2 protein-coding genes are annotated in these 2,178 nt (G+C 62.9%); one reads left to right on the top strand and one right to left on the bottom strand.

The window, feature by feature from the left end:
* Positions 1–106: 106 nt before the first annotated feature.
* Positions 107–955, bottom strand: a complete 849-nt coding sequence (locus QMO56_RS26705; protein ID WP_283530677.1) for an NtaA/DmoA family FMN-dependent monooxygenase — start codon at positions 953–955, stop codon at positions 107–109.
* A gap of 193 nt (positions 956–1,148) precedes the next feature.
* Between QMO56_RS26705 and QMO56_RS26700 the strand changes: the two genes are divergently transcribed.
* Positions 1,149–1,964, top strand: coding sequence for a creatininase family protein (locus tag QMO56_RS26700; RefSeq protein WP_283530675.1), 816 nt, complete (start codon positions 1,149–1,151; stop codon positions 1,962–1,964).
* Positions 1,965–2,178 lie beyond the last annotated feature (214 nt).

Here is a 2,178-nt window from a genome sequence, read left to right as displayed (position 1 = left end):
GCGGCTTGGGCCGTTCGGGCGGCAGCAGCGGCTTGATCGCCGCCCAAAGATCATCAGGAACAAGGGGCTTCGCCATGCCCCTGGTAACGCGCCTCACCAGGTTTCGTTAGACGCTTTTAGCCTGAGCCTCGGCGCGCGTCCGTCCCACGATCGGCACGATGCCCGGCAGGATGAGAAGACTCTCCCAGGCTCGGCCATGCCCGGCAAGGCGTCCCTTGATGCAGGCATAGTAGTCACGCGCCTTGGAGAGATCCTGCTCGGCGCTGAAGACAATATCGGCCGTGGCAGCCGCGATGTCCCGGCCTTGCTCGGATGCGCCCGCCTGGACGATTACAGGGCGCCCTTGCGGGGTTCGCGCCACCGATAGCGGACCGCGGACCTTGAAATGCTTTCCGCAATGCGCAAGGGTATGCAGCTTCGCCGGATCGAAGAAGATTCCCGAGCTTTTGTCCTGCAGGAAGGCATCCGCCTCCCAGCTGTCCCAAAGGCCAAGCACCACTTGGACGAATTCCATCGCGCGCTCGTACCGGTCGGCATAAGCCATCTGGCTATCGCGGCCGAAATTCAGCGCCTCCGCGTCCGACCAGGAGGTCACCACGTTCCAGCCGGCCCGACCACCGCTGATATGGTCGAGCGAGCCGAATTTCCGGGCAATATGATAGGGCTCATTGTAGGTCGTGGAGGCAGTGGCAACGAGGCCGATATGGCTCGTCATCGGTGCCAGCGCTGAAAGCAAGGTCAGCGGTTCGAGCTCGGCGTTCTGATCGGACCGGCAGAGCGCGCCAGGCGGCTCATCGCGGCCGCGTATGCCGATGCCATCCGCCAGGAACACCATGTCGAACAGCCCGCGCTCCGCCGTCTGAGCGCTCCGCAGAAAATGGCGGAAGTCCCGCGCGCCGCCTGCCGGAACATCGGGGTGGCGCCAGGCTCCCGAGTGGTAGCCGACACCACGCATCGATAGACCTAGCCGCAGCTTTCTTCGTTCCACTTCGCCTAGCCTCCTGGCTGCTGAATGCCCTACTGCGAAAAGCTAGACCCGGCACACACATTCCGCCATGGGTATTCCTGCATTTCCGTGCTCCACGGCATCTTGCCTGCCGGTTCGCATTAGACAACCATAAGGAGCACGCAGCGGAATCGGAGCCCACATGGCAAAGTACCGAATCGAGGAGATGACCTTCCTAGAGTTTCGCGAGCATATGGCGAAAGATCCGGTCATTCTGCTCCCGCTCGGCAGTGTCGAAATCCAGGGGCCCTGCAACCCAATGGGTGATTTCATGCTGGCCGCCGAGCTGGCTGGGCGCGTCGCGGAACGCACGGGCGCTCTCGTTTCGCCGACTTTCCCCTTCGGCTGCGCCGACTACTTCCGCGATGTTCCAGGGGGCATGCAGGTCTCCGCTTCCACCTTCCGGGCCGTGTTGCGCGACATGGTCTGCAGCTTCCTCGACCATGGCCTGGAGCGGCTTCTCGTCTTCAATGGACATACCGGGAATAATGCGCTGATCGACGAAACGCTCCGGCAGATCCGCCGGGAGCGCGGGGTGATCATTCCTTGGCTGAATATCTGGCCGCTGGTCCCAAACAGCCTGCGCGCCGAGGCTCATGGCGAGAATGTCGGCCGCGCCTCCGGGCATGGCTCGGATCCGATCGGCTCCGTCTACGAGTATTTCCGTCCTGAACTGACGCGGCGAGAGATAGCCGGAACCGAGGAGCCAAAGAGGAGCTTGATTGGGCTTCCGACCGGCGGCTTGAATTCGGTGAAGCTGGGGGAGGTGGATGTCTTTGTGCCTATCAACATGACGGACCACTGCGATGCCGTCGTGGGGGGCGATCCCTCCCTCGCCAATGCACAAGCCGGCAAACTGTTCGCCGACTATATCGTGGAAACCTCCGCCGAGCTGGTGGAGCATCTCAAGACCGCACCGATGCGCGATCCTGCGCCGCGACTGGGGGTACCGACCTAGCGCTAGCATTCCCCAAAGCAGGAGCGATCAGCAGGAATGCTTGATGAATGCGGGCAAGCCCGGCGAGTTGGCGGCAGAGCCTCCGCTTGGGTTTGGCTGTCTGGTCGCGGGACATTGTTGGGAGCCGGTCGGGCGGGCTATCGTAGAGTACGCCTACCGCTTCGCGCGCCTGAAGGGCACCGTGCCGGGAGGAAGCTGAGGCATGCTCCAGATC

Source organism: Roseomonas sp. E05 (genome assembly GCF_030063475.1).
Taxonomy (GTDB): Bacteria; Pseudomonadota; Alphaproteobacteria; order Acetobacterales; family Acetobacteraceae; genus Pseudoroseomonas.
This window is presented reverse-complemented; position numbering and strand designations above follow the sequence as displayed.

What these genes read in the sequence shown, in the direction of transcription:
- QMO56_RS26705 (WP_283530677.1), bottom strand. Translation starts at nt 955, where the DNA reads ATGCGTGGTGTCGGCTACCACTCGGGAGCCTGGCGCCACCCCGATGTT.
- QMO56_RS26700 (WP_283530675.1), top strand. Translation starts at nt 1,149, where the DNA reads ATGGCAAAGTACCGAATCGAGGAGATGACCTTCCTAGAGTTTCGCGAG.